22 protein-coding genes are annotated in these 21,067 nt (G+C 57.2%); 15 read left to right on the top strand and 7 right to left on the bottom strand.

The genetic code is table 11. The features are described 5' to 3' along the window. Positions 1-62 precede the first annotated feature (62 nt). From ABJM03_RS11620 to ABJM03_RS11600, 5 genes are all read right to left on the bottom strand, one after another. Positions 63-1,244: an acetate/propionate family kinase gene (locus ABJM03_RS11620; RefSeq protein ID WP_348417666.1), complete on the bottom strand. Its 1,182-nt coding sequence runs from the start codon at positions 1,242-1,244 to the stop codon at positions 63-65. Next, complete coding sequence (locus tag ABJM03_RS11615; protein WP_348417665.1) at positions 1,241-2,638, bottom strand: bifunctional enoyl-CoA hydratase/phosphate acetyltransferase; 1,398 nt, start codon at positions 2,636-2,638, stop codon at positions 1,241-1,243. The genes ABJM03_RS11620 and ABJM03_RS11615 overlap by 4 nt, the downstream gene beginning before the upstream one ends. A 28-nt stretch (positions 2,639-2,666) precedes the next feature. Continuing rightward, positions 2,667-3,437 (bottom strand): enoyl-ACP reductase FabI, encoded by a 771-nt coding sequence (gene fabI, locus ABJM03_RS11610; RefSeq protein WP_348417663.1) that lies wholly within the window; start codon positions 3,435-3,437, stop codon positions 2,667-2,669. Positions 3,438-3,443: 6 nt separating this feature from the next. Further along, the gene (locus tag ABJM03_RS11605; protein ID WP_348417661.1) at positions 3,444-5,213 is read right to left on the bottom strand and encodes an alpha/beta fold hydrolase; all 1,770 of its coding nucleotides are present in this window, start codon (positions 5,211-5,213) and stop codon (positions 3,444-3,446) included. A gap of 203 nt (positions 5,214-5,416) precedes the next feature. Further along, positions 5,417-6,193, bottom strand: a complete 777-nt coding sequence (locus ABJM03_RS11600) for an NAD(P)H-hydrate dehydratase (RefSeq protein WP_348417659.1) — start codon at positions 6,191-6,193, stop codon at positions 5,417-5,419. Between the two features lie 204 nt (positions 6,194-6,397). On the opposite strand from ABJM03_RS11600, the gene atpD reads away from it, so the two are divergent. The 9 genes from atpD to ABJM03_RS11555 are packed head-to-tail and all read left to right on the top strand — an operon-like array spanning position 6,398 to position 12,875. Next, complete coding sequence (gene atpD / locus ABJM03_RS11595; RefSeq protein ID WP_348417658.1) at positions 6,398-7,786, top strand: F0F1 ATP synthase subunit beta; 1,389 nt, start codon at positions 6,398-6,400, stop codon at positions 7,784-7,786. Further along, a complete protein-coding gene (locus ABJM03_RS11590; protein WP_348417656.1) occupies positions 7,783-8,193 on the top strand; it encodes an ATPase in 411 nt (136 codons plus the stop codon). The genes atpD and ABJM03_RS11590 overlap by 4 nt, the downstream gene beginning before the upstream one ends. Then, entirely contained in the window at positions 8,190-8,477 is a 288-nt protein-coding gene (locus ABJM03_RS11585; protein WP_348417654.1) for an AtpZ/AtpI family protein, read from the top strand. Before ABJM03_RS11590 ends, ABJM03_RS11585 begins: the two co-directional genes overlap by 4 nt. After that, positions 8,474-8,773 carry an ATP synthase subunit I gene (locus tag ABJM03_RS11580; protein ID WP_348417652.1) on the top strand — a complete coding sequence of 100 codons (300 nt, stop codon included), beginning with the start codon at positions 8,474-8,476 and terminating at the stop codon, positions 8,771-8,773. The genes ABJM03_RS11585 and ABJM03_RS11580 overlap by 4 nt, the downstream gene beginning before the upstream one ends. After that, a complete protein-coding gene (locus ABJM03_RS11575) occupies positions 8,770-9,474 on the top strand; it encodes a F0F1 ATP synthase subunit A (protein WP_348417651.1) in 705 nt (234 codons plus the stop codon). Before ABJM03_RS11580 ends, ABJM03_RS11575 begins: the two co-directional genes overlap by 4 nt. Then, the gene (locus tag ABJM03_RS11570) at positions 9,471-9,758 is read left to right on the top strand and encodes a F0F1 ATP synthase subunit C (RefSeq protein ID WP_348417649.1); all 288 of its coding nucleotides are present in this window, start codon (positions 9,471-9,473) and stop codon (positions 9,756-9,758) included. Before ABJM03_RS11575 ends, ABJM03_RS11570 begins: the two co-directional genes overlap by 4 nt. Before the next feature lie 3 nt (positions 9,759-9,761). Next, entirely contained in the window at positions 9,762-10,505 is a 744-nt protein-coding gene (locus tag ABJM03_RS11565) for a F0F1 ATP synthase subunit delta (RefSeq protein WP_348417647.1), read from the top strand. After that, entirely contained in the window at positions 10,502-12,016 is a 1,515-nt protein-coding gene (locus ABJM03_RS11560) for a F0F1 ATP synthase subunit alpha (RefSeq protein WP_348417645.1), read from the top strand. Before ABJM03_RS11565 ends, ABJM03_RS11560 begins: the two co-directional genes overlap by 4 nt. Beyond that, positions 12,000-12,875: a FoF1 ATP synthase subunit gamma gene (locus ABJM03_RS11555; RefSeq protein WP_348417643.1), complete on the top strand. Its 876-nt coding sequence runs from the start codon at positions 12,000-12,002 to the stop codon at positions 12,873-12,875. The genes ABJM03_RS11560 and ABJM03_RS11555 overlap by 17 nt, the downstream gene beginning before the upstream one ends. Before the next feature lie 20 nt (positions 12,876-12,895). On the opposite strand, the gene ABJM03_RS11550 is transcribed toward ABJM03_RS11555, so the two are convergent. Further along, positions 12,896-13,597 carry a helix-turn-helix domain-containing protein gene (locus tag ABJM03_RS11550; RefSeq protein WP_348417641.1) on the bottom strand — a complete coding sequence of 234 codons (702 nt, stop codon included), beginning with the start codon at positions 13,595-13,597 and terminating at the stop codon, positions 12,896-12,898. Positions 13,598-13,976: 379 nt separating this feature from the next. Between ABJM03_RS11550 and ABJM03_RS11545 the strand changes: the two genes are divergently transcribed. Then, positions 13,977-15,560 (top strand): hypothetical protein, encoded by a 1,584-nt coding sequence (locus ABJM03_RS11545; RefSeq protein ID WP_348417640.1) that lies wholly within the window; start codon positions 13,977-13,979, stop codon positions 15,558-15,560. A gap of 8 nt (positions 15,561-15,568) precedes the next feature. Here ABJM03_RS11545 and ABJM03_RS11540 read toward each other — a convergent pair whose 3' ends face one another. Next, a complete protein-coding gene (locus ABJM03_RS11540) occupies positions 15,569-15,985 on the bottom strand; it encodes a c-type cytochrome (RefSeq protein ID WP_348417638.1) in 417 nt (138 codons plus the stop codon). A 284-nt stretch (positions 15,986-16,269) separates the two neighbouring features. Between ABJM03_RS11540 and ABJM03_RS11535 the strand changes: the two genes are divergently transcribed. The 5 genes from ABJM03_RS11535 (at position 16,270) to ABJM03_RS11515 (ending at position 20,960) form a co-directional block, all read left to right on the top strand. Next, a complete protein-coding gene (locus tag ABJM03_RS11535; RefSeq protein ID WP_348417835.1) occupies positions 16,270-17,307 on the top strand; it encodes an MlaE family lipid ABC transporter permease subunit in 1,038 nt (345 codons plus the stop codon). After that, positions 17,307-18,095, top strand: coding sequence for an ABC transporter ATP-binding protein (locus ABJM03_RS11530; protein ID WP_348417636.1), 789 nt, complete (start codon positions 17,307-17,309; stop codon positions 18,093-18,095). The genes ABJM03_RS11535 and ABJM03_RS11530 overlap by 1 nt, the downstream gene beginning before the upstream one ends. Beyond that, positions 18,095-19,813, top strand: a complete 1,719-nt coding sequence (locus ABJM03_RS11525) for an MlaD family protein (RefSeq protein ID WP_348417635.1) — start codon at positions 18,095-18,097, stop codon at positions 19,811-19,813. Before ABJM03_RS11530 ends, ABJM03_RS11525 begins: the two co-directional genes overlap by 1 nt. A 3-nt stretch (positions 19,814-19,816) precedes the next feature. Next, positions 19,817-20,428 carry an ABC-type transport auxiliary lipoprotein family protein gene (locus ABJM03_RS11520; RefSeq protein WP_348417633.1) on the top strand — a complete coding sequence of 204 codons (612 nt, stop codon included), beginning with the start codon at positions 19,817-19,819 and terminating at the stop codon, positions 20,426-20,428. Positions 20,429-20,687: 259 nt separating this feature from the next. Beyond that, positions 20,688-20,960 carry a hypothetical protein gene (locus ABJM03_RS11515; protein ID WP_348417631.1) on the top strand — a complete coding sequence of 91 codons (273 nt, stop codon included), beginning with the start codon at positions 20,688-20,690 and terminating at the stop codon, positions 20,958-20,960. The last annotated feature ends 107 nt before the right edge of the window (positions 20,961-21,067 follow it).

The following is a 21,067-nucleotide window of genomic DNA, read 5'->3' as shown; positions in this document are numbered from 1 at the left end:
AGGCACGGGCGCGTATTGACATGGGTCAATCAGCGCGAAGAAATCGAAAGAACCGGCGGCTTTTAGCCTGCCAGCGAACGGCAGGCGCGCGCGACGATGGCCTCTTCGTCGGTAGGTATCACAAGGACCTGAACCCCAGAGGACTGCGGACTGATCACAGCCGCATGGGCTGCGTTGGACTGTGCGTCAATCTCAACGCCGAGCCAGCCTAGTTGCGCGCAGATTTTGGCACGGACCTCTGCGGCGTTTTCACCGATGCCGGCCGTAAAGACCAAAGCGTCAAGCCCGCCAATGGCCGGCAGCAAGCCCGAAAGAACACGGGCAGCCCGCGCGCAGTAAAGATCTACGGCCTCGCGCGCGTTCGGGTGATCGCTGTTCAGCAGCTCTTGCATATTGTTACTGATGCCCGACACACCAAGAAGGCCCGACTGCCGGTAGAGCAGGTCTTCGATATCGGGTGCTGTCATACCCTTGGCTTGCATCAGATACAGGACCACACCGGGATCAAGCGTGCCGCAGCGACGCCCCATCATCAGCCCGTCCAGCGCCGTGAACCCCATGCTTGTGGAAACGCTTTTCAGATCCTTCATCGCGCAGATGCTGGAGCCGTTGCCAAGGTGGGCAACTACAACGCGTCGCTGTGTAGAAGTGTCCAGATGCAGGGGGAGGGCGCTGGCGATATATTCGTAGGACAGACCGTGGAAGCCATAGCGAAGGATGCCCTCGTCACTTAACGCGCGGGGGAGGGCGAAAAGCTGTGAAAGTCGGGGTTGGCTACGGTGGAAACTGGTGTCAAAGCAGGCAATTTGCGGCAGATCAGGTTGCCACTGTGCAACAGCGCGGATGGCTGCCAGATTGCTGGGCTGGTGCAGAGGCGCAAGCGGAGAGAGCGCCTCCAATTGTTGCAGGATATCATCCGTGACCCGCATGGGGCCATCGAAATGCTGCCCGCCGTGGACAACGCGGTGACCGACGCTTTGAACGGCATCATCGCCGAGATGCGCTTGGACCCATGGCAGAAGCAATGCGACGACGCGTGTTTGGTCAATGGCCGGATCGAGATTGGCAAAGGCACCGGGCTCCAATGCGGTGCCCGCCGGATCACGCGCCGCAAAAGCCGGAGTGCCGCCGATACCGGTTATTTTGCCGGTGATCAGGGCGGGCGCGTCCGGGTCGTCCACCGCATAGACCGCAAATTTCACGCTCGATGATCCGGAGTTGATCGTTAGGATGACGCCGCTCATGGCGCGGCGGCTTTGGTATTGTGATGCACATAAAGCTGGGCCATCGCAGCAGAGGCCAGGCGCGATAGCACCCCGTCGGCGCGGCTGGTCAGGATGATTGGCACTCGCGCCCCCAGAACAATACCTGCGGCATCTGCACCGGCCATATAGATCAGCTGTTTGGCAATCATATTTCCGGATTCCAGATCGGGCACGATCAGGATGTCCGGATCTCCGGCCACCTCTGAGAGGATCCCCTTGGTTGTGGCTGCTTCCTTGGATACGGCGTTGTCAAAACCGAAAGGTCCATCCAGCAGCCCGCCGGTAATCTGCCCGCGATCGGCCATCTTGCATAGCGCGGCTGCGTCCAGCGTTGAGGGTATTTTGGAGGTCACAGTCTCTACCGCAGAAAGCAAGGCGGCCTTGGGCCGCGAAATACCCAGCGCACGGGCAAGGTTGATAGCGTTCTGAACGATATCGCGTTTGGTTTCCAGGTCGGGAAAGATATTGATCGCGGCATCGCTGATCATCAGCATTTTGGGGTATGATGGCACGTCTAATGCGAAGACGTGGCTCATCCGCCGTTCTGTACGCAGGCCGGTGGTCTTGTCCACGACAGGACCAAGCAATTCATCGGTGTGCAGCTTGCCCTTCATCAGCATTTGCACCTTGCCGGTCCGCGCCAGTGCAACGGCCTGTTCGGCAGAGGCATGGCTGTGTGGTGTGTCCACGATCTCGACGCCGGACAGATCGCGGCCTAGGCCGGCGGCGACGGTTTCGATCTTGGTGCGGGGGCCGACCAGTACGGGTATGATCATACCGCGTGCTCCGGCCTCTAGCGCGCCCTCAAGCGAAAGAGCATCACAAGGATGTACAACGGCCGTAGGGACCGCGGGCAGGGGGGCTGTTGTTTGCATCAGCTTTTCGAACCGCTCACCGCGGCTGTGCAAGTGCACCTCGGGCAAGACGGTTCTGGGGCGGCGTACTTTTTCCAAGGGTGCAATGGCCAGCGCCTGACCCTCGATGACGGTTTCCCCGTTTTGATTGAGGCATATGCAATCAAATGTGACATGACGGTGCGCAGGTTCCAGCGCGGCGACTGTCACGCGCACTGTCACCGTATCGCCCAGACCCACCGCATTGCGGAAGCTGAGGTTCTGGTTGAGATATATCGTCCCCGGCCCCGGCAATTCGGTGCCCAGCACCGCCGAGATCAGCGCGCCGCCCCACATGCCGTGTGCGATGACTTTGTGAAACATATCCGATTGCGCGTATTCCGCGTCCACATGCGCAGGGTTCACATCGCCGGACATCACAGCAAAAAGTTCGATATCCTGCGGCTTGAGCGTTCGGGTCAGTTCGGCGCTATCGCCTATTTTGAGCTCTGAAAATGTCTTGTTTTCGATGTACTGCATGGATTTACCTGTTTGGGGGAAAGAGCAATCAGCCGCGTATATGGTAGCCGCCATCGACGTAAGATGTATTGCCGGTGACTTTATCTGACAGGTCACTGACCAGACCTACAGCCATATTGCCAACGTCCTCGATGCTGACAAGTGTATGTTCGGGGGCGCGTTCGCGGGCGGCCTCCAGCAGATCGTCAAAATGCGCAATGCCCGATCCTGCACGGGTTTGCAGCGGTCCGGGCGAGATGGCGTTGACGCGGATTTGTTTTGGCCCCAGTTCGGCTGCGAGGTAGCGTACAGTGCCCTCAAGTGCGGATTTTACAGGGCCCATGATGTTGTAATTGTCCACAACCTTTTCCGCACCATAATAGCTCATCGTGAGAATGCTGCCGCCGTTTTGCATCAAAGGGACAGCCAGACGGGTCATGCGGATCAACGAATGCACAGATATATCCATAGCCTGTGCAAACCCCTTACGCGAACAATGCGAGACAGGGCCGTGCAGGTCGTCTTTGGGGCAGTAGGCGATGGAATGCACGACGAAATCGAGGCTGCCCCATTCGGTCTCGATCGCTTTGAATACGGTCTCCATCTGGCCGTCTTTTTCGACGTCCAGCGGCAGGAAAAGCGGTGCCGACACTTTGGTTGCCACGGGTTCGACGTAGGGTTTCGAGCGGTCGTTGGCATAAGTCACGGCCAGCTCTGCCCCGGCCGCATGAAGCGCCGTAGCGCAGCCCGCAGCGATTGAGTGGTCATTCGCGATACCCACGACAAGCCCGCGTTTGCCGCGCAACAGGTTCTCTAGCATCGTGTTTTACTCCTGATAAATATAAGTGCCGGGGGCATCTTCCAGTGGTGCATATCCTTTTTGCGCATCGCCAAGCGGCGGTGGAGCCATGGGCGTGCCGGATTGTTTGCCAAGCCACTCTGCAAGGGCAGTCCACCATGATCCGTCCACCTGCGGGGTCTGTGCAACCCACCTTTCGGGATCAACATAGGGGGCGTCCTTGGTCTTGGTATGCATTCGGAAATGACGGTGCGGATGCCCCGGCTCTGAAATGATACCCGCATTGTGGCCACCGCTGGTGAGCAGAAAGGTCACATCGGTATCCGACAGTAGATTGAATTTATAAACCGAATGCCACGGGGCTACATGGTCCCGCTCGGTCCCGACCAGAAAAACGGGCGCGCGGATATCGGCAAGGGCAACAGGCCGGTCGCCCACGTGGTAACGCCCTTCGGCCAGATCATTCTTGAGAAACAGGTGACGCAGGTATTCCGAGTGCATTCGGTAAGGCATGCGGGTGCCATCGGCATTCCAAGCCATCAGGTCATTTTGCGGTGTCCTCTCGCCCATCAGGTATTCATGGATCACCCGCGACCAGATCAGATCATTCGAGCGCAAAAGCTGGAACGCCCCCGACATCTGTTTGGTGTCCAGATAGCCTTTGTCCCACATCACATCCTCAAGATATGCCAGTTGGCTGTCGTTGATGAATAGCATCAGCTCACCCGCTTCGGTGAAGTCGGTCTGGGTGGCCAGAAAGGTGAGGGTCTTGAGCCGTGTGTCACCATCACGTGCCATGGCGGCAGCCGCGATGGAAAGTAGCGTTCCGCCGAGGCAATAGCCTAAAGCATGGACATGCTTGGCCCCGGTTATGGCCGTAGCGGCATCGAGTGCATCCATAACACCCAACGATAGATAACTATCCATTCCCATATCGCGGTCGCTGGCATCGGGGTTGCGCCATGAGATCATAAAGACGGTAAACCCCTGTGCCGTCAGAAAACGTACAAGTGAGTTCTGCTCGCTCAGATCAAGAATATAGTATTTCATGATCCATGCAGGCACGATCAGGATCGGCTCGGGATGCACCTTATCGGTCGCAGGCGCGTATTGGATCAGCTCGATCAGGCGGTTGCGGTACACGACCTTGCCGGGGGTAGTGGCAAGGGTTTTGCCCACTTCGAATGCTTCCAGACCGACGGGGCGTTGTCCGGAATTGACGCGTGTCGTGTCCTCGATAAAATTCTGCCACCCCCGCACAAGGTTCAACCCACCCTCTGAGAAGGTCTTGGCCAGTACTTCAGGGTTTGTCAGGGGGGAGTTGGAGGGCGAGAAGACATCAAGCATTTGCCGCACGCCAAAGGTGACTGCGTTTTCATGCTGGGGGGTCACACCTTTGACGCCGGTTGTTGCGTTGTGCCACCATTGCTGCTGCAACAGGAACGCTTGAGACATGGCGTTGAAGGGCCACTTCTGCCACGCGTCACTGGCAAACCTTTTATCTTGGGGCTGGGGCGTGATGCATTGTGCCGCACTGTCCGGAGTGCGAGCGCAAGTAGACGCGTAATTGGCAAAGCGAGATGCTTGCTTGCCACCCTTTTCTATCAATTCAAGCTGCTTGCCGGGTGCAGAGGATAGGTGCAGTGCCCAATCGGCATAAGCCGCTGCAAGTGCGATGGGGGACAAACCGCCGGTGAATTTCGCTTGGGTCGCTTTGAGGCCTTTGTCCAATGCTTGCTCTATTGTGGTATGGGCACAAGCGGGTTCTACCTCCGGCTCGGGGCGGGTGGTTAGCATTGGGGAGATGGCGTTCCTGCCTGATTTGGCAGTTGACCCGTTAGCTTGAAGAGAAGGGGTCTGGGGCATCTGTGTATCCTGACACGTCATCTGAAACTATGTGCAGGATATATCCGCGAGGTGGAAAAGGAATTGATGTAGGTCAATCATCGCACGGATTTTGCTGGCGCATTTGGCCTGTCGGTGTGGAAAGCCGTAAGCCTTTAAAGCAGGTCCTTGAGGATATCGGGTAAACGCTTGCTGATGTCGCCCGCCACCAGACCGGGACCGATACGTTTGCCTGCCTCGCCGTGTATCCAGACGGCGGCGCAGCAGGCCTCAAAATGTGGCATGCCTTGCGCCGCCAGCCCCGCGATCAAGCCCGCCAGCACGTCACCTGTCCCCGCCTTGGCGAGGTAGGGAGAGGTATGGGTATTAATTGCCAAACGCCCATCTGCCGAAGCGATCACCGTTTGTGCGGATTTCAAGACAACTGTCGCGCCGCTGGCCTGTGCGAGCTGTTGGGCCGCGGCGTGATCAGGGCGGGTAATCGGGCCAAAGGCGCGCTCGAACTCACCGGTGTGAGGGGTTAGGATGCATGTGCTGTCAAGCTTGCCGCGTTCTTTGTGGGTCGGCAGCGCACCGGCATCGAATACCCGCGCGTCAAGGCCCGAAGCAGTCAGCATGGCTGTACTCTGCCCTGTCGGAATGCCGCCTGAGCCACCCAACAGAACATTGGCTTTTTCAGGCAGATCGGCCTGGACCATGATGTCCGGTGGCAAGGTCATCCGGTAGATATCACCGCGCTGTTCGGCCACCACACTGACTAGCCCACACCCGATCCTGCTACAGGCCGTTGCGGCGAGTCTGGTGGCACCCGTCAACTCTGGCGCACCGATAACGGCCGCAAAGCCGCGATGATATTTGTGCCCGTCAATAGCAGGCCGCGGAAGCTGTGCGCGCCAGATGTCTTGTGTGTTGGTGATTGGAGGGACGGCCATCTCGGCATCCTTTGTGTTGCCTTTGTCTGCTGCCGCAATGCTAGGAGATCGCAGGGCCAAGGTCGATCCGGTTTGCCGGACCCTGCGCGCAAATTGACCAAGGTCAATCGGCCCGATCCGTAAAATGGGAAGGTCGGGTTAAATCAGTATTGCATGATTCCCGATCTTGCCCGCTCCCGTTTACCGGAATGAAGGACTGCCGCGATGACCACGGCCTCTGACATACAGACCAAAACCGTAGGCCGCATTGCAGCCATTCGCGGCGGCGTTGTCGATGTGAGCTTTGCAAGGGACGTTCCCCAAATCCACGACCTGCTTTTTGTCGGTGATGTCGCGCTGGAAGTTGCCGCGCTGATGGGGGAGGGAATGGTGCGTACGATTGCCATGGCCCCTGTGCGCGGTCTGGGGCTGGGGATGGAAGTCACGGCCACGGGCGGCCCTATAAAAGTGCCTGTGGGCGAAGGTGTTCTGGGCCGCATGCTGGATGTATTCGGCGCGCCCATTGATGGGGGTCCTGCACCCGAGGCGGTCGCCCACCGCTCTATCCACTGCGCGCCACCAGCGCTAAGCGACAGGACACTGCAATCAGAAATCCTCGAGACAGGGATCAAGGCGATTGATTTGTTGTCGCCCATTGAACGTGGCGGCAAAACGGGCCTTTTCGGCGGTGCAGGTGTGGGGAAAACGGTCCTGATCACAGAGCTGATCAATAACACCGTCCAGCACCACAAGGGCGTAAGCCTGTTTTGCGGCATCGGGGAGCGGTCGCGCGAGGCCGAAGAGCTTTACCGCGAGATGGGCGAAGCAGGGGTGCGCGACAAGACCGTGATGCTGTTTGGCCAGATGAACGAGGCACCGGGGGTGCGGTTTCTGGTGGGTAACACGGCGCTGACGATGGCCGAGTATTTCCGCGATGACAAAGGGCAGGATGTGCTGCTGCTCATTGATAACATCTTTCGATTTGTTCAAGCGGGATCGGAAGTGTCCGGATTGATGGGGCGCATGCCCAGTCGCGTAGGCTATCAGCCGACATTGGCAACGGAACTGGCGGCGCTAGAGGAGCGTATCAGCTCAACCAGCCGCGGGGCGATCACCTCCATTCAGGCGGTGTATGTGCCGGCGGATGATTTCACCGATCCGGCCGCGGCGCATATTTTTTCGCATCTGTCGGCATCGGTTGTTTTGTCACGCAAACGAGCAAGCGAGGGGCTTTATCCGGCGGTTGACCCATTGGCCTCGGCCTCGGTCATGCTGACCCCTGCGGTTGTGGGGCAACGGCACTATGACATTGCGCGCGGCGTGCGCCGCACATTGGCCGAATACGAAGAGCTGCGCGATATCATCGCCATGCTGGGGCTTGAGGAACTGTCATCGGCGGACCGCGCCACCGTGGCCCGCGCGCGGCGGCTGGAACGGTTTCTGACGCAGCCGTTTTTCACGACAGAGGCATTTGCCGGCACAGCGGGCAAGCTGGTCCCGATCGAGCAGACATTGGAGGGCTGTGAGACGATCCTTTCCCAGACCGAGTTCGAACACCCCGAAAGCGCGTATTACATGATCGGGCCGCTCTCTGATCTGGAGCAAAGCGCATGAGCACTGCGACAGATATGAAGGTGGCGGTGCTGTTGCCTGATAGCCCCTTGTTCGAGGGGCGCGCCACCGCGATGACAGCCGTGGCGCAAAACGGAAGTTTCGGAATTTTGCCCAACCACGTGGATTTTATCACAGCGCTGGTCCCTTCGGTGATGACCCTTGAATTGATAGAAGGGGCAGAGGCGATCTTTGGCATCGACGAAGGCATTTTAATCAAAATTGAGGATTGTGTGACGGTTGCGGTGCTGCGCGCCGTGCGTGGGTCCGATTTGGAAACGCTACAGACGGAAGTGCAAACCAGGTTCATCGAGATGGATGACGAAGAGCGTCAGGCAAGGTCTGCCTTTTCCCGGTTGGAGGCGGATGTCGTGCGCCGCTTTGCCGAGCTGCGAAAGCCGCAGTTATGAAGCCGGACCGCGATACATCCGTGCAGGACATCTCCGGTCAGGCACGGCGAATGAAGGCAGCCCGCGACAACCCTGGTCCAAGCCCGCTGCGCGGGGTCGGGACGTTTGGGACGGTCGGCTGGTCGGTGGCAGTGCCGACAGTAGGCGGCGCATTTTTGGGTCTTTGGTTGGATCGGGTCAAACCACAGGGGTTTTCATGGACGCTTGCCCTGCTTTTGGCGGGGCTGGTCATCGGCATTTTTATTGCTGCGTCTTGGATCAACAAGGAAGGAAGCGACAGATGATCATTATGGATTGGAGTGCCATCTCGCTCGGGCTTGCCATTGGCACTGTGGCTTCAGCGCTATTTTTTGCGGGCCTTGGTTGGGGCATGCGCATGGCTTTGCGGACCAACAGCCCAACATCGGTTCTGGTGCTAAGCGCTGCGGTGCGCATCGCGGTGCTCTTGATGGTGGGCTGGGCTGTGGTCGCGGTGTCTGGGCCTTTCGCGTTGGCCGGATTTGCGTTTGCATTTTTGCTGGTCCGTACCCTGTGCGTCATTGGCGCGCGCGTGCAACGCGTCGAAAGGGGTGCCCCGTGAACCTGACACCGGACCAGACGATCCTGTTCGAGCTGTGGGGGTGGGGGATCAACGCCACCATTTTCTATACATGGGTTGTCATGGCGATCCTGACGGTGGTTTCAATGCTGATCACGCGAAATCTGCGCGCTGACGTGTCACCCGACCGGTGGCGGATGATCCTCGAAGTTATCGTGCAAGGCATCCAAGGTCAGATCGAAGAGGTTGCACCCGGTCCGTCGCGCTATCTGCTCTATTATGCGGGCACATTGTTTTTGTTCATCGCGCTGTCAAATCTGCTGCTTGTGGTGCCGGGGTTCGAGCCGCCCACGGCATCGCTTTCAACTACTATGGCGCTTGCGATTTCTGTTTTGATCGCGGTTCCGTTGTTCGGGATCAGCAGCCGTGGCTTGGGCGGATATCTCAAGACATATCTCGAGCCGTCTTTCATCATGCTGCCTTTCAACATCATCTCCGAGTTCTCGCGCGGGATATCGCTGGCAATCCGCCTGTACGGCAACATCATGAGCGGGGCTGTTATCGCCGCTATTCTGCTCGGCGTGGCTCCCTTCTTTTTCCCCGTGGTCATGGATGTATTGGGTCTGCTGACAGGCATGATCCAGGCCTACATCTTTGCCATTCTGGCGACGGTCTACATCTCTAGCGCGGTGGCCGAACGGCCTGCGCCCAATTCCACACAAGCTGCAAAGGAAACCACATGACTGACTATGGCCTGATTGCCTGCATTTCGATCTTCACAGCAGGGCTTACTGTCTCTTTTGGTGCGATTGGCCCTGCGCTCGGGGAGGGGCGGGCAGCTTCGACCGCGCTCAGCGCGATTGCCCAGCAGCCTGATGCGGCACCTACAATCTCGCGCACCTTATTTGTTAGTCTTGCGATGATCGAATCCACAGCGATCTATTGCTTTGTCGTGGCGATGATCCTGATTTTCGCCAACCCGTTCTGGAATGCGGCAGTTGCTGCTGCGCCGGTGACAGGAAGTTAGAGCATGTCAATCGACTGGATCACGGTTTTTGCGCAGATCGCCAATTTTCTGGTGCTGGTCTGGTTGCTGAAGAAGTTCCTGTACCGCCCCATTCTGGACGGTATCGACGCCCGTGAGGCGGAAATATCGAACCGCATGCAACAGGCCCGTGTCGCGGAAGATAAGGCAGAAGCTGCAGAGCAAGAGCATCTGGAGCAGATGCGGCTTCTCAAAGCACAGCAGGCCGATATCAGCCGGACCGTGCAACAGGAGGCTGAAAAGCAACGCGATGCGCTGATGGCCGAGGCACAGGAGAAGATGGAGCGCGCGCAGGTAGACTGGCGCGCGCATCTGGACGCAGAGGAAAAAGCGTATACTGCTAAGCTGCACCGCGCGGGAGGGAGTGCTTTGCTGTCATTGACCCGCAAAGCACTGGATGATCTTGCAGACACATCGCTGGAAGACCGCATGGCGCATCGGTTGAGCATCGAGATCGCCGAGATGGCAGGTGATTTGCAGACATCCGCAGGCGGCAGCAGGTCTGCTACAGTTACCAGCAGCACAGAACTGAGTAGCGCAGCGCAAGATGAGTTAAAGGCAACGCTAGCGCAGGAGTTTAAGACAGTAGCGCTGCGGTTTCAGGTCGACCCCGCGCAAGCCTGTGGCATCACGCTACGGATGGGCGGCGCGCAGGTAGATTGGACGGTTCAGAGCTATTTGGACACGCTGGATGCGCAAATGGATGAGAAACTGGCGGTGCAAAAATGAGTGTCGGAGCCGATCCACAAGCGATGATCGACACTCTGCTGGCATGTCCGCGGCCCACACCGCGTGTGAGCGAAATAGGGCAGGTGAGCGAAGTGGCGGATGGGATTGTCATTGTCACAGGGCTACACCGTGCTTTGTCTGATGAGGTGTTGAATTTTGCCAGCGGCGTTCAGGGGGTCGTGCTGGATCTTGAGCCTAACCGTTTGGGAGTTGTCCTGCTGGGTCCGAGCGAGGGTGTGGCGATAGGCGACAGTGTGACGCGCACGCATAAGGTGGTGAGTGTTAAGACCGGTGCCGCATTGTTGGGACGGGTTGTGGATGCGCTGGGCAATGCCAAAGACGGGCAGGGGGATGTGCGGTCTGACACGGACCGCCCGGTTGAGGCAGAAGCCCCCGATATCCTTGCCCGTTCGGCCATCAAGCGGCCCTTGGCGACAGGGGTAAAGGTCATTGACGCGGCGGTGCCTGTGGGGTTGGGGCAGCGCGAATTGATCATCGGGGACCGCCAAACGGGCAAAACATCGCTGGCGGTCGATGCGATCCTGAACCAGAAAACGACAGGTGTGATCTGCATCTACTGTGCAATTGGTCAGCGCGGCGATGCGGTGGCCAAAGTCATCGGTGCCTTGCGTGAGGGCGGGATGATGGAGCGGGCAGTGGTGATGTCGGCAGGGGATGAGGACGCCGCCGGTCTGGCCTATATCGCCCCCTATGCCGCGATGAGCATTGCAGAGCATTTCGCGGCGGAGGGCCAGGATGTGTTGGTGGTGTTGGACGACCTCACGCATCATGCGCGCTCTTACCGGGAGTTGTCATTGCTGCTGCGCCGCCCGCCGGGGCGGGAGGCCTTTCCGGGTGATATATTCTACATCCACGCGCGGCTTCTTGAGCGGGGCGGACAGTTTTCACCTGAGGCGGGCGGTGGCTCGATCACGGTTTTGCCCTTGGTCGAGACGCAAGCAGAAAACCTTGCGGCCTATATCCCGACCAACCTGATCTCGATCACGGACGGGCAGATTTACCTGTCGCCCCGGCTGGTGCGGAAGAACCAGTTCCCTGCCGTTGATCTGGGCGTTTCGGTCAGCCGTGTCGGGGGCAAGGCACAGTCAAAAGCGTTCCGGTCTGTGGCGGGCAACCTGCGTGTGACCCTTTCACAGTTCGAAGAGTTGGAGGACTTTGCGCGCTTTGGCACACGTCTGGATGACAGCACCCGCGCAAGGTTGACACGCGGCGCTGCCGTGCGTGCGGCGTTGCGCCAACCAGAGCGTAAGCCCATGTCAGCCTTGGAGCAATTGACGGTGCTGGTTGCGGCAATGGAGGGGCTTTTTGACGGGTTCGACACTGCCGCGCTGGACGGTGTGACGCCGCAGTTATGCAAGGCTGCGCTGAGTGAGTTGCCCCAGACCATTGCGCAAGATGCGGCGCTGGATGACGATAGCCGCGGGAAAATGGTGGCGTTGTGCACAAGGGTGATTGCCGAAGCCGGAGCACGCAATGACCCAGACGCTTGAAACGCTTGCTCGGCAAAGTCAAAGCATGCACGGCATTCGCAGCGTCGTGCATACAATGAAAACGCTCTCGGTTATCAAAGCGGCCCCCTATGAGCGGGCTGCAAAAGCGATCCAGAGCTATCACGACACAGTTTTGAAAGGGCTGCACGCCTTTATCACACATTACGGGCCGCTAGATTTGCCCGCCCAACCGAAGGCTCATCATGTGGTGATCGCCTTCGGCTCGGATCACGGGTTATGCGGGAATTATAACGAGTCATTGGCCGCTCACTTGGCTGAACAGTTGGGTGAAACCGAGGCTTCGCGCACCGTTCTATGTGTTGGCAGCCAGATGGCGGATGCATTGGCGGATCAGCACATAGAGGTGACGCAGACGTTTTTCTCTGCCGCCTCGGTAGATGGCATCCGCCGTCTTGCCAATCTGTTGAGCCGCCAGTTGGAAACCCTTCGCACGGAGCAGGCCGAACATGGGCTTGCCGTAACTCTTGCCTATGTAACCGAGGACGCGGAAAGGGGCCGAAGGCCTGAAATAACCCCTCTGTTACCCATAGATCCGGCGCTGATTGCGGCCTTGCAGGAAAAGCCGTGGCGCTCGCGTAGTCGGCCGTTTTTTTCGATGCAGGCACAGGATTTGTTTGAGGCGCTCATTCGTAATTACGTCTTTAGCATCCTGTTTCAGGCCATTGCGGAGGCTCTGAAAACAGAAAACGCCGCGCGTTTGGCACGGATGCAGCAGGCAGAAAGGGCGGTTGATGACAGGCTTGAAATACTCACGGCGCAAACCCGTGCCGTCCGGCAAGACCAGATCACAACAGAGCTGCTCGACGTGATCATCGGTTTTGAAGCGCTGAAGAAATAGCGTGGGAAAGGCGCGGGGAGTTAGCCGACCATCAGCAGCGACTTGGCGTCTGATGGCGTTGGAATGCGGAATTTTTCGCAGGTGATAAGTTCAATCTGACCACTGCGTTTCAACTCCGAGAATGCACGGCTCACCGTTTCGACAGACAGGCCCAAATGATCGGCTATGTCACGACGACACATCGGCAGCGCAATAGCGGCACCATCCGCATGGTGGCGTGCCGAGGCAAAATCACACAGAAACCGGAACAGACGTTCAGGGGCTTTCTTGGTGATCATGGTCAAGAGTTGCTCTTCACGCCGTTGTAGCAGTTGGACCAACTTCAAGCGGAATTCATACCGCAGCTGAGCGTTCACTTTTAGTTCACGCTCTACCACGTCGCGGGGCAATGCACGCAGGGTAACGCAATCAACCGCTTCGGCGGTAAAATGCCAATGCTCGATGTCGGATATGCCAATAAAGTCGGCTTTATTCGAAAAACTGAATATCTGATGGCTACCATCGGTCCCAATCGTGCAGCAGCGCACTGTGCCGGACTCAACGCGGTAGATCATGCTTGCCGGGTCGCCGTGAAGGATGATCGTGCTATTGGGTTGAAAATGTTGAACAAAAGAATGGCGGTTGAACATGTTGTCCAATTCGGTGGTTGCTATTTGCGCGCCTGCGCTCGTGGCCGCGCGCGGTCTTGATCTCTGCAGCACCGGTTCAATTGTTCTCGTCATTTCCTACTCCAGATTGAAATTCTGCGAAGCACCCAAATCCGCAATTCAGGGTAATGCGCCCATTGGATATACTGATATTTCGTAAAATTTTTAAGGTGTTAGGCCGACCGCTCTATCGTGAGCTTGCGGGAGCAATCATGGGCTCCGAATAGCTCGCTGCGCGGCAGGTAAAATCCCTGTGTGCCCAGGAAGCCGGGTCTGTTTCCCGATTTCATGATATCCATTCTGGCATCCCCACACAATCGAATGATACGTTTGGTTGAAGTTGGTTCGTTTCACATCACCAACATAGGTTTCGGGACATAGAGTTTTTAGGTGAGTCACAGTGAGGCGACGTGAAGGGCTTTGATAGCGCCCGTTTTAAAGCAGGGGTTGAACGATGCCGCTTAGGAAAACATGTCCGAAAAATGATGTGAAAGAACAGCTTGGGCGGATTTTGCGCAATAGCCAGTTCAGCAATGCGCCGCGACTGTCCCGGTTTCTGACATATGTTGTGCAACGAACCCTTGATGGGCAACCGGACCTGTTGAAAGGATATACAATCGGGGTGGAGGTCTTTGACAGGGACCCGGGCTTTGACCCGCAAAGCGATACAATTGTTCGGGTACAAGCGCGTGCGTTGCGACAAAAGCTTGAGCATTATTACGCTACGGATGGTGCCAACGACCCCGTGCTGATCACCATCGCAAAAGGCGGATATAAGCCTGAGTTCACCTTTGCGGCGCAGGAGGCTTTTCCAAATTGGCCCCCGCGCGCAAAAAGACCCTCTATCGCGGTGCTGCCGTTTGAATACACAGGCGAGGACGATTGCCACGCGTTTATGTCCCGCGGTCTGACGGAAGGGTGTATCGCCAAGCTTTCATGCTTCAAGGACTTGGCGGTTTTTTCCCGCTCGACGACGGAAAAAGCAAAAATCGCGCATTGGTCGATTGCAGAGATTTATCAAAAATTCGCGCCTGATTTCGTTTTAGAGGGTAGCTTTCGCATCGGCGACAAACTGGCACAGGCGCAGATGAAACTGGTCAATGCAGCGACAGATGAGGTCATCATGACCGACATGATCAGTATTCCTTTGGACACTGGCGATATCTACGGGCTTCAGGATGAGATCGCCTTGTTGGTAGCGTCGCGGATCGGGGCCGAGACCGGACCGATCGGCCAGTACGCGACCAGAGAAAAATCCGCATCGCCTTCGGCAAAATGGGAAACCTACCGCTGGATTTCACAGTATTATCAAACTGGCGTCACCCTTGCTGCGGCAGGACGTGACCGGATCAGAGCGGGTTTATCGCAGGCCATGCTCGCAGATCCTGACTCCTCCGAGGCTTACGCGACGATGGCCATGCTCGACATTGATCAATATCGTGGGATGACGGGCGGGCAGGGGGATCATGCAATCATCGACAAGGCGCTGGATTATGCAAAGCTGGCCGTGAAGTATGAGCCGCAAAGCGCAATGGCGCATCAGGCGTTGGCAATTGCGTGCTTCCATCAACGGCGTTTTTACGACTTCCGCGCCCATGTTAAACGGGCGTTGGCGCTTAATCCGGGTCACGCGGATATGCTGGTCATGTTTGGTATATGCCACGTCGCCCGCGCCAATTGGGATGAGGCCGCGCCCTTGCTGGACCGTGCGATAGGCCTCAATCCCTTGCACCCAAATTGGTACGGGATCGCAAAAGCCATTTTGCTGGCGCACACCGCATCAATCGACGAAGCCCTCGACAAGATGCGCAGCGCCCCCATGGCGGGCTTCTATGCCTTTCATCTGCATCTGATCTGGATGCATGTCGGCGCGGGCGATATGGCTGCGGCGATGGTGGAAAAAGATCGGCTACTGGAGGTTCTGCCAAATGCCGAGGCATGCATCCTGCGCCACTTTGAAACATGGTGTCTGGCCGATGCGCTGGTAGAACGGATCACGTCGGCGCTCAGAAAGGTGGGGCTGCACCTTAGGGCCTGAGTAGCCCGCTACTTCTGAATCGCTTCAAGATAGTCGAGCATGTCCTCGAATGCAGCTTCAAGCACTTCCCCATCTGCGCCCCCATTGGGGTAGACGTGGCGCAATCCGGTGGTTGCGAAATCTGGCATAGGAGATGCAGGATCACGGGCCGGATCAACGCCAATGACAAAGCGCCTGACATAGGTGCGCGGGAATACCCCCTGATTGCCCTGCGCCAGCACCGTTAGATTAGGGGGCGTCACAGGCAGCGCGGCAGCGGCAGGCCCTGCGCCTTCGCCGCTTGCACCGTGGCACGCCGCGCATTCTTTTGCGTAAACCGCTTGCCCTCGCCGCGTGCTTTCTGTCGTAGATGAAGGGAATTGTGAGCAGGCAACCAACAGCATCGCGCCGACGCTCGCAAAGACAAAAGGGGAGGGCTGGATCATATAGTCTCCTTGGGGGTGGAGTATTGGCGTGCACGGCATGCACTTATCTAAGTATATCATGATAAATGGTGAGCTGAATTGATCTCGATCATTTCGTGGGGCCAGAAATCTGTTAACCTTAGGCTTTTACAGGCATGCGCACGCAAAGGGTCGAATAATGCTGCTCTCAAACCTAGTCGCGGCATCACATGACAAAACCTGAGCCACAGCCGGCAAAAAGCGCCAGCGTGTCTACGGGTGATGGCAAGGTTATGATCGGCGGCCAGCTGTTGATTGATACGTTGATGCAGTTGCCGCCCGGCCATTTGATAGATGTGCCGCAAAGCACGAGCGTGATTGATATCTCGGGCGTGCAGCGCATGGATACTGCCGGTGCGTGGTATATCGTTGACCTGCAACAGCGGGCCGCCGGGCAGGGTGCGTCGCTTGAAATCATGGGGGCCACGCAAGCGCAGGCGCAGTTGATCGAAACAGTCGTGCGCAACATGCCGCCCGAGGGGCATGAACAAGCGGCGCATAAAACCATTGCAGATCGGTTCGAGGGTTTCGGTCGAAAAGTGGCGCGCGGGTTTCGCATGACGGTCGAGCTAACCTCATTTCTGGGGGAGGTGATTGCCACATTGGGCACTATCATCCGGCACCCAAGCCGATTGCGTCTGACTTCTGTTGTACACCACTGTCAGGAAATCGGGATAAATGCTGTGCCGATTGTCGCGCTTATGGCATTTCTGATTGGTGTGGTGCTGGCGTTCCAGGGTGCGGCGCAGCTGCGCCAGTTTGGTGCAGAGGTATTTGTGGTTGATCTGATCGCCATCTCTATTCTGCGAGAGCTAGGTATCCTGTTGACCTCGATCATCTTTGCAGGGCGCTCGGGCTCTGCATTTACGGCTGCTATCGGCTCGATGAAAATGCGTGAGGAAATTGATGCCATGCGCACGCTGGGTCTGGATCCTGTGACCATCCTTGTCGTGCCGCGTGTGGTTGCGTTGATGTTGATGCTGCCTGCACTCGGGCTGATCGCCGATCTTTCGGGGCTGCTGGGCGGGGCGCTGATGTCCTGGATCGAATTGGGCGTCTCTCCGGCGGTGTTCCAAAGCAGATTGGTCAGCAACACAGACGTCTGGCATTTTGTTGTCGGCATGATCAAAGCGCCGTTCTTTGCGCTGATTATCGCGATCATAGGGTGCTATCAGGGGATGAAGGTAGGCGGTAACGCGGAGTCGCTTGGCCGCTTGACCTCAGCCTCGGTTGTGTTGGCTATTTTCATGGTAATTGTCGTGGACGCGTTGTTTTCGATCTTTTTCGCAGTGGTGGGTGTGTAATGACCAAAAACGATCCCATCATCCGCGTACGCAATCTGGTGACGCGATTTGGTAGCCATACGGTCCATGACGGCTTGGATCTGGATGTGCAGCGCGGCGAGATCATCGGCGTTGTGGGCGGGTCAGGGACCGGTAAATCGGTGCTGTTGCGGGCCATCGTAGGTCTGCTTGAGCCCGCGGCAGGCCAGATCGAAGTCTTTGGCGAAAGCGTGCGCACTACGTCTGATGCCCAATTTCGTGCACTGCGCCAGCGCTGGGGGGTGATGTTTCAGGACGGCGCGCTGTTCTCATCGCTTACTGTGCGACAGAACGTAGAGGCCCCCATGCGGGAACAATTGGGGCTGGATGAAACCCTGCGCGCCACATTGGCGGGGATCAAGGTGCGCATGGTTGGCCTGCCCGAGATCGCCATGACAAAATACCCCTCCGAGCTGTCGGGCGGCATGCGCAAACGGGCAGGGTTTGCCCGCGCCATTGCCATGGACCCCGAGATTGTCTTTCTGGACGAGCCGACAGCAGGGCTTGACCCGATCGGGGCGGCGGCGTTTGATATATTGATCAAACAGTTGCAGGCCTCGTTGGGGTTAACTGTTTTTCTTGTCACCCATGATTTGGACAGTCTGCACGCGATTTGTGACCGGATCGCGGTATTGGCAGATAAAAAGGTGCTGGCGGTGGGAACGATGGATGAAATGATGCAGGTCGACCACCCTTGGGTGCATGAGTATTTTCACGGCCCGCGCGCACGTGCGGCGTTGTCCTCGGCCACAAAGGAGGGCGCAAACTAATGGAAACCCGTGCAAACTATATCCTGATCGGGGGTTTTACCTTGTTGTCGATTCTGGCCTCGCTGGGCTTTTTCATCTGGCTGGCCAGCGTACAGGTGAACCAGCAATATCAAACCTACGGCATCCTGTTTGACGATGTTACCGGGCTTGATGCATCGGGGGATGTTTCATTCAACGGGATTTCTGTCGGGCATGTGATTGGATTGGAGGTCTCACAGGATGACCCCTCCAAGGTTTTCGCCACGATAGAAATTGAGGCCGGCACGCCTGTACGCTCTGACACAGTTGCACAGCTGAAATCACAAGGTGTGACAGGGGTTTCCTATGTCTCGCTGGCGGGGGGTACACTTTCGGCTGCGCCTTTGGAGGAGAATGCCGATGGCTGGATGATCATTCCCTCGCAGCGCTCGAGCTTACAGTCATTGGTTGATGACGCCCCCGATTTACTGGATGAATCGATCAAGCTGATTGAGCAGTTTAGCGCGCTCAGCGGGCCCGAAAATCAGGCCCTTGTGACCAATATTCTAAGCAATCTGTCCTCCTCTTCGGGGCGTTTGGATCAGGCATTGGATGATTTCTCGGAAATCTCCGGCACGGTTCGGGAGGCGACGGCACAGATTACGACGTTCACCGGCCGGCTTGATGAAATTGGCGGGTCGGTCGCTGGCGCGCTAGAGCAGACCGAGAGTGCAATGGCAGCCGCCACCACCACATTCCAAAACGCGGATCAGGCGCTGGACCGCTCTGTCGGCGCGATAGAGAGCGCGCAGGGGACGTTTGATCAAGCCACGTTGATCTTGCAGCAACAAGTGCCTGATATCCTTTCGCAGCTTTCTCAGGCAGCCACCCGTGCCAATACGGCCATTGCCGATCTGCAAACCCGCGGCGGCACTACTCTCGACGGATTTACCGATACCGCAGACCTGCTGAATGCGCGGCTGGTCGAGCTTGAGACCTCATTGGTGGCCGCAAACACCGCCTTTTCTGCCGTGACCGATGCGTCCACCAGCTTTGACACGCTGGTTGAGGGGGATGGTGCACTGCTTGTCAGTGAGGCGCGGGAGGTCGTGGCGGACACCAAAGCGGCAATTGCGACGGTTGAGAGCGTTGTTTTGAATGATGTGCCCGCGGTCATGGCTGATATCCGCACGGGCGTTGCAACGGCACGCGATGCTGTGGAAACTGTCAGCGCAAATTTGACACAAGCAACCTCCCGCATAGACCCAATGGCCGCAGAGGCGGAGCAGGCCATCGCATCGGCAAACGCTCTATTCAGCAAGGCGCAGACCAGTTTGGTCACGCTGGATGCAACGCTGGATGTGGCGAAGGGCGCGCTTGGCTCGGCCCAGACAACATTTGATGCCGCATCAGATGTTCTGGCCACAGACATTGGCCCGATGATGACGGATATTCGCACTGCATCAGTACAGATCAGTCAATCTGTTGCCGATGTCACCCAAGACATGCCGCAGATCACGGCCGAGCTGCGCGCGCTGATTGCCCGAAGTGATGCGGTGGTCGCCCAAGTCCAGTCTACAATTGCACAAAGCGCGCCGGGCATTACTGATTTCTCCAGCAGGGGCTTGTCAGAGCTGACCCGCCTTGCCGCTGAAGCCCGCACGCTCGTCAATACCCTTGGCTCCCTATCCCGCCGGATTGAGAGCGATCCCACGGGTTTCATTCTCAATAATAACCGCGTGCCCGACTACAGGAAATAGATGATGACCCAATTGACCCGCCGTGCTGCCGTGCTCTCTGCTATCTGTTCGCTTGGGGGCTGCAGCGCCATATCATCGCTCAACGCAGCGAGTGAGCCACTTGATACCTATGATTTGCGCCCTGTAGCGGGTCCTAAATCAGGAAGGCGCACCACGCGCACCCTGCTGGTGGCAAAGCCGCAAGCGTCCGCCCCCCTGACGAGCGACCGTATTTTGGTCAAGCCTGATGCCGTTTCTATCACCTATCTTCCCGAAGCACGTTGGAGCGACGAGCTGCCGGATCTTGTGCAATCTGTTCTGGTGCAGAGCATATCAGGAACAGGACGCTTGGGTTACGTCGGGCGTAGCGATGCAGGGCCTATCCCTGATAAGGCAATGTTGGTGCGAATAGACGCCTTTGAGGTTGCAGCGCTACAGGACAGCATGTTTGAGGCGCGGGTTGTCATGGATATGACAATCATCAACGACAGTGATCAACGGGTCGTCGGATCGCGCCAGTTTTCCCAAACCCGAGCTGTTTCCAGTGATACGCCGCAACAGATCGTGATTGTTTTCCAAGAAATCCTTAACGATCTTTTGCCGGATATCTCGGACTGGTCAATTCGTTTGGTCTAACGGGCCGCCTCGCTTTGGGTTGAAGTGATCTCGGGTTTTTGAACGGTCTGGAGCCTTTTTCAGATGGATCATAGGGTCATTTAAGCTGCCAATCTCATTGGTATTGCTTAGCTGCCATAGGCCACATCGGGTGGAATATGCCGCGGGTCGAGTGCAGCTGCGGGTTCAGGGCCGATCCGGTACCCTCGGTAATGGTTGCTTGCAACTCGACTGCGTTGGCTTCAGATCTACTTATGGTGGAACCCAAGGGGCAAGTACTATGTCGGAGCGGCCAGACTTTGATTTTGAAATCTGCGTGAATGAATATGGCGTTTACTGCGTGCCAGACATTATGCGCAAACGCGAAGTTTGCCGGATTGTGCTTAAAGGCAAAGTTAACGAACCGAGAACATTAAACTTCATCCGAAGTATCGTCAGGCAAGGTGACGTGGTGTCCGGCGGTGCGTTTATTGGTGATTTTCTGCCCCCAATATCCAAGGCAATGGGAGCGGATCAAACTGAGCTACCCCCCGAAATTCGGACACTGACGTAAGCTGCGATTTGTAGTCTGCTGATCTTCAACACGAAGGAGATCAGGAATGTCGAAACGGAAGCAACATCATCCAGAATTCAAGGCCAAGGTGGCGTTGGAAGCGCTGA

It is taken from the genome of Sulfitobacter sp. (genome assembly GCF_039977885.1).
Classification (GTDB): Bacteria; Pseudomonadota; Alphaproteobacteria; order Rhodobacterales; family Rhodobacteraceae; genus Sulfitobacter.
Note: the sequence above shows the minus strand (reverse complement) of the source record. Positions and strands in the feature narration are given on the sequence as shown.

Coding starts and splice junctions, on each gene's coding strand:
- ABJM03_RS11620 (WP_348417666.1), bottom strand. CDS start 1,244: ATGAGCGGCGTCATCCTAACGATCAACTCCGGATCATCGAGCGTGAAA.
- ABJM03_RS11615 (WP_348417665.1), bottom strand. CDS start 2,638: ATGCAGTACATCGAAAACAAGACATTTTCAGAGCTCAAAATAGGCGAT.
- fabI (WP_348417663.1), bottom strand. CDS start 3,437: ATGCTAGAGAACCTGTTGCGCGGCAAACGCGGGCTTGTCGTGGGTATC.
- ABJM03_RS11605 (WP_348417661.1), bottom strand. CDS start 5,213: ATGCTAACCACCCGCCCCGAGCCGGAGGTAGAACCCGCTTGTGCCCAT.
- ABJM03_RS11600 (WP_348417659.1), bottom strand. CDS start 6,193: ATGGCCGTCCCTCCAATCACCAACACACAAGACATCTGGCGCGCACAG.
- atpD (WP_348417658.1), top strand. CDS start 6,398: ATGACCACGGCCTCTGACATACAGACCAAAACCGTAGGCCGCATTGCA.
- ABJM03_RS11590 (WP_348417656.1), top strand. CDS start 7,783: ATGAGCACTGCGACAGATATGAAGGTGGCGGTGCTGTTGCCTGATAGC.
- ABJM03_RS11585 (WP_348417654.1), top strand. CDS start 8,190: ATGAAGCCGGACCGCGATACATCCGTGCAGGACATCTCCGGTCAGGCA.
- ABJM03_RS11580 (WP_348417652.1), top strand. CDS start 8,474: ATGATCATTATGGATTGGAGTGCCATCTCGCTCGGGCTTGCCATTGGC.
- ABJM03_RS11570 (WP_348417649.1), top strand. CDS start 9,471: ATGACTGACTATGGCCTGATTGCCTGCATTTCGATCTTCACAGCAGGG.
- ABJM03_RS11565 (WP_348417647.1), top strand. CDS start 9,762: ATGTCAATCGACTGGATCACGGTTTTTGCGCAGATCGCCAATTTTCTG.
- ABJM03_RS11560 (WP_348417645.1), top strand. CDS start 10,502: ATGAGTGTCGGAGCCGATCCACAAGCGATGATCGACACTCTGCTGGCA.
- ABJM03_RS11555 (WP_348417643.1), top strand. CDS start 12,000: ATGACCCAGACGCTTGAAACGCTTGCTCGGCAAAGTCAAAGCATGCAC.
- ABJM03_RS11550 (WP_348417641.1), bottom strand. CDS start 13,597: ATGACGAGAACAATTGAACCGGTGCTGCAGAGATCAAGACCGCGCGCG.
- ABJM03_RS11545 (WP_348417640.1), top strand. CDS start 13,977: ATGCCGCTTAGGAAAACATGTCCGAAAAATGATGTGAAAGAACAGCTT.
- ABJM03_RS11540 (WP_348417638.1), bottom strand. CDS start 15,985: ATGATCCAGCCCTCCCCTTTTGTCTTTGCGAGCGTCGGCGCGATGCTG.
- ABJM03_RS11535 (WP_348417835.1), top strand. CDS start 16,270: ATGCAGTTGCCGCCCGGCCATTTGATAGATGTGCCGCAAAGCACGAGC.
- ABJM03_RS11530 (WP_348417636.1), top strand. CDS start 17,307: ATGACCAAAAACGATCCCATCATCCGCGTACGCAATCTGGTGACGCGA.
- ABJM03_RS11525 (WP_348417635.1), top strand. CDS start 18,095: ATGGAAACCCGTGCAAACTATATCCTGATCGGGGGTTTTACCTTGTTG.
- ABJM03_RS11520 (WP_348417633.1), top strand. CDS start 19,817: ATGACCCAATTGACCCGCCGTGCTGCCGTGCTCTCTGCTATCTGTTCG.
- ABJM03_RS11515 (WP_348417631.1), top strand. CDS start 20,688: ATGTCGGAGCGGCCAGACTTTGATTTTGAAATCTGCGTGAATGAATAT.